This window comes from Lonsdalea britannica (assembly GCF_946477055.1).
Classification (GTDB): Bacteria; Pseudomonadota; Gammaproteobacteria; order Enterobacterales; family Enterobacteriaceae; genus Lonsdalea; species Lonsdalea britannica_A.
Genome location: NZ_CAMKXG010000271.1, coordinates 1 through 4,521 on the forward strand (window position 1 = coordinate 1; position 4,521 = coordinate 4,521).

General features: G+C 58.3%; 5 protein-coding genes. 4 read left to right on the forward strand and 1 reads right to left on the reverse strand.

What is annotated here, in order from left to right; all coding sequences use genetic code 11:
* Nucleotides 1–552: alpha/beta hydrolase-fold protein (locus tag Q7O77_RS14960; protein WP_304169114.1), on the forward strand; the 552-nt coding region annotated here is incomplete at its 5' end.
* A gap of 204 nt (nucleotides 553–756) precedes the next feature.
* Nucleotides 757–969: a KTSC domain-containing protein gene (locus Q7O77_RS14965; RefSeq protein ID WP_085652309.1), complete on the forward strand. Its 213-nt coding sequence runs from the start codon at nucleotides 757–759 to the stop codon at nucleotides 967–969.
* Between the two features lie 38 nt (nucleotides 970–1,007).
* On the opposite strand, the gene Q7O77_RS14970 is transcribed toward Q7O77_RS14965, so the two are convergent.
* Complete coding sequence (locus tag Q7O77_RS14970; protein ID WP_304169119.1) at nucleotides 1,008–2,096, reverse strand: oxidoreductase; 1,089 nt, start codon at nucleotides 2,094–2,096, stop codon at nucleotides 1,008–1,010.
* A 267-nt stretch (nucleotides 2,097–2,363) separates the two neighbouring features.
* Between Q7O77_RS14970 and Q7O77_RS14975 the strand changes: the two genes are divergently transcribed.
* Entirely contained in the window at nucleotides 2,364–3,875 is a 1,512-nt protein-coding gene (locus Q7O77_RS14975; RefSeq protein WP_304169122.1) for a sugar ABC transporter ATP-binding protein, read from the forward strand.
* A partial coding sequence (locus tag Q7O77_RS14980; RefSeq protein ID WP_304169125.1) for an ABC transporter permease occupies nucleotides 3,872–4,521 on the forward strand: 650 nt, incomplete at its 3' end. The genes Q7O77_RS14975 and Q7O77_RS14980, both read left to right, overlap by 4 nt.

Genomic DNA, 4,521 nt, shown 5'->3' on the forward strand with positions numbered 1-4,521 from the left:
TACGATTTGGGTCAGGGCGCGGGGTTCTACGTGAACGCGACTGAAGCGCCGTGGCAGCCGCACTATCGGATGTTCGACTACCTCAGCGATGAACTGCCGCAGCTGATTCGGCAGCATGTGAACGTCAGCGATCGTCAGTCCATTAGTGGCCATTCGATGGGCGGCCACGGCGCGCTGATGCTCGCGCTGCGTCATCCGGGACGTTATCGTTCGGCGTCGGCTTTCGCCCCTATCGTCAATCCCAGCGCAGTGCCTTGGGGGCGCAAAGCGTTCAGCGCCTATCTCGGCGAAGACGAACAGCGGTGGCGCGACTACGACAGCTGCCATCTGCTGGCCGCCAGCGACCATCCGCTGCCGATCTTGATCGATCAGGGCGAGGACGATCCGTTCCTGCCGGAGCAACTCCAGCCGCACGCGCTGGACGCCATCGCCCGTCAGCGAGAGTGGCCGCTGACGCTGCGCATGCAGCCTGGCTATGATCACAGCTACTTTTTCATCGCCAGCTTCATCGAAGATCACCTGCGTTTCCACGGGAAATTCTTGCAGCAATAGGGTGAGAAGGGTTTAATACCTGCATGGGCACTGGCAGAGCGTGCCTTTTCTGAGGTCTGGCGGCGTCAGGCCGACTTTCCGGATTTCAGCGCGCTGCCCGACATGCCCGTCCCGTAGATAAAACAAGACACACACAGTCACAGCATTGCAGAACGCCCGCAGTTTCAGGCGGTAATGCTGCACATCCAACAGGGAGTGACCAATTTGCAACGTAAGCGTGTTTCATCCGCCGACCTGTTTGCCGTCGGCTACGATGCTGAAACCAGCATTCTTGAAATCGAATTCCTGAATGGCAGCCTTTATCAGTACCAAGGCGTCGCACGCATGATCTATGAAGAGCTACTCGCCTCAAACTCGAAGGGCAGCTATTACTCCCGCTTTATCAAAAATTCATTTCCCTACGAAAAATTGCAGTAATCATTCAGGGCGGGCACCCGCCCTGCGCTTAACCAAGCTCACTCGCCAAGGGACTCTACCTGACGGAACGCCGCCAGCAGACGCGCTTCGTCCAGTTCCACCGGTACAAAGTGGATGGACTCGCCCGGCTGGAGCGTGCGGGCAACGATGGCCTGCATCGCCGCAGAATCATTGATGTCTATCGCCAGATCGGCCAGCGTGGTGGGCAGCCCCATCAGGCGGAATGCCGAGCTCAGTTCCCGCAGCGCATCGGTATCGTCCAACAGCGCGCACTGAACCAGAATGCCGTAAGCCACCTTGGTGCCATGAAGAAAACGCTCCGTATGCGGCAACACCGTCAGCCCGTTATGTACCGCATGTGCCGCCGCAACACGGGTGTAACGCTCGCCGAGGCCGCCGACCATACCGCCGCCTGCGATGATCGCTTCGACAACGTCCAAAAAGTCCTGATTTATCGTCCCTGACTCAACCGCCTTCAACGCGGCCTCACTTTGTCGCAGCAGCACGTTACGAATGTCCAACGCCGTCTGTAGACCCAGTCGCACAGTCAGCGGCAGCGTCTCCGGACGAGGACTCAGCACCACGGCTTCATACCACTTGGCGAGCGTATCGCCGATCCCGGCCAGCAGATACTCCACCGGCGCGGACTGGATGATGCGTGGCTCCACCAACACCATATGGTTCGCATCTTCGAAAATCTCGAAGCGCAAGGCCTGCCCTTCGTCGTTATACCAGACGGACAGCGGCGTCCATGCCGCGCAGGTCGCCGCAATGGTCGGGATCGCCACGAGCGGTACGCCCAGACGACGCGCGACCACTTTGGCGGTGTCCAGCACCGCCCCGCCGCCGATGCCGATGACGACAGAACGATCATCCCCCGCCAGCGTAACCAGTCTCTCAACTTCGCTTTCGCTGCAGTGGGCGGCAAACAGCGCCTGTTTCGCGCCTTCCGCCGAAAATTCAGTGGGCAGATAAGGTTTCGCGGCGTTCAGCGCGCGCTCGCCGTGGATCCACAGCGCCCGTGTCAGCACCGGCGCAGGATAGAAGTCGGTCAGTTTGTCGATAGCCCCTGGAAAGGAAAAGTAATTTGCCGGCCCAACCTGGACGCGGATAGGTGATGTACTCATTATCGATAATTCCTTACGTGACAACGTGTTGGCCTTTTATTGCGGCTGGGGCGATCGCCCCGATTGCGGTTTTTGTCATCAGACCGTCAACGCATCTTAAAATCATCGGGCCCTATTCTTAATCACTTTTTTGCTTAAGTTATGCTTTTTCATTTTCAAACGCCGCGCGAATCCCCTGTATTCAGCATTCTTTATCTCAAAAAAGTGTGTTAATTTTCAGCCGGCTAACGCCACTATCCCTTACCGCCGAGACGAGTTGCCGTAGTTATGTCCATTGCCCACCGTTCACGCTTGGAAATGCGCGATATTTCCATCTCCTTCGCCGGCTTCCCGGCGTTAAAACAGGTGCAGTTTGCCCTGGAGGGCGGTTCTATCCACGCTCTGACGGGCGCTAACGGCGCCGGAAAATCCACCCTGATGGCGATTTTGTCAGGGTCTCACGACCGCTACACCGGCGATATTCTGCTGGACGGCGAAGCCATTTCTATCCACTCCCCGCGTGATGCTAAACGTTACGGCATTCACCTTGTGCAGCAGGAAGTCGACGCGGCGCTGGTGCCCACGCTTTCGGTCGCCGAAAACATCATGCTCGATACGCTGGCGCAAAATGGCCACGGCCTGAACTGGCCGAACCTCCGCCGTCAGGCCGCGGCGCTGCTCGACCAACTGGGGATTACCCTTAACGTACGTCGTCGCATGGAGCACTGCACGCTGGCGGAAAAACAGCAGGTCTTACTGGCGCGCGCGCTGTCCCATGACTGCCGTTTTCTCATCCTCGACGAGCCGACGGCCCCGCTGGATCAGGAAGAAAGCGAACGCCTCTTTGCCGTCGTACGCCGCCTGCAGGCGGAAGGCATTGGGATCGTGTTTATTTCGCACCGTATTCATGAGCTGAAAGCGATTTGCGACACGCTGACCGTGCTTCGCGACGGCGAATTCGTCAGCCGTACGCCGATGCAGGGGCTGAGCAGCGAACAGATCGTTGAAAATATGCTCGGTCATCAGTTAACCGATATCTTCCCTCCCCGTACGCCGGTGTCGCATGACGAAACGCTATTGCGCGTTGACGGCCTGCACGACGACACCCTGCTGCGGGATATTTCTCTGACGCTGCACAAGGGGGAGATTCTGGGCATCGCCGGTCTGGCGGGCGCAGGTAAGACGGAGCTGTGCAAGGCGCTGTTTGGCGCGAGCCGCAGCCGCATTCACGCGGGAGAATATCGGGCTAAGCCCTGGAAACCGCGCTCCCCTGCCGACAGCGTCGCCGCCGGGATCGCACTGGTGCCGGAAGAGCGTCGCAAAGAAGGGATTTTCATTGATGACACCGTATCCATGAATCTGAGCATCGCCGCCAGCGACAGCTTCTCCCGATGGGGCGTGTTCAGTGGACGTCAGGCCGCCGCCTGGGCAAAAAAGTTGATCCAGCAGCTCAACATCCGCACCCGTGGGCCGCGACAGACCATTCGCCGCTTATCCGGCGGCAACCAGCAAAAAGTCGCCATCGGCAAATGGATGCGCAGCGATATGCAGGTACTGATTTTCGACGAACCGACCAAGGGCGTGGATATCAAGGCCAAACAGGATTTGTTTGGATTGATGGGAGAACTGTCGCAACAGGGGAAAGGCATTATCTACGCCTCGGGTGAATTCTCCGAACTGGTGGGACTGTGCGATCGTATCTGCGTGCTGTGGGATGGCCGTATCGTGGCGGAACTGGACGCCGCGACGACGGACGAAGAAACCCTTTTATTGTATTCAACCGGAGGAACTCCTGCGTGAGTCAGCCACATTCATCTAACGGGGCTCTCCCTGTCATTCATCGTCTGTTCGATTTCCTGTACAAATGGGGCATGCTGCTGACAGTCGTCGCGCTGGTGGTGCTGTTTGGACTGGCATCCGATAATTTTCTCGACCCGTACAACATCATCAATATCCTGCGCTCCATCGCCATTGTGACGGTGATCGCCATCGGCGTATCGCTGTCGCTGTCCGTCGGCGGCTTCGACCTGTCGGTGGGCTCCACCGCGTCATTAGCTAATGCATTGGTCGTCTCGCTGTTCGTCTGGTACGGCTTTGGAACGACGGGCGCCATTCTCCTGACGCTGGCGCTGTGCATGCTGGTGGGACTATTTAACGCCTTCCTGATCGTCATTTTGCGCATTCCGGACATGCTGGCGACACTGGCGAGCCTGTTTGTGATCCAGGGCGTCGCGATGACCTACAGCTACGGGGGCTCCATTACCCAGAACATGGTCTTGCCCAGCGGCGAAATGGCCGAAGGGCTGATCCCGGAGTTTTTCTCCACCCTCGGGCAGGTGCCGACCATCGTCGTGATCATGCTGGTGGTCACCGTGGTCGTACAGCTGTATCTCTCGCTGACCAAACACGGACGCCGCATGTACGCCATCGGCGGTAACCCCGAAGC

What these genes read in the sequence shown, in the direction of transcription:
- Q7O77_RS14970 (WP_304169119.1), bottom strand. Translation starts at nt 2,096, where the DNA reads ATGAGTACATCACCTATCCGCGTCCAGGTTGGGCCGGCAAATTACTTT.
- Q7O77_RS14975 (WP_304169122.1), top strand. Translation starts at nt 2,364, where the DNA reads ATGTCCATTGCCCACCGTTCACGCTTGGAAATGCGCGATATTTCCATC.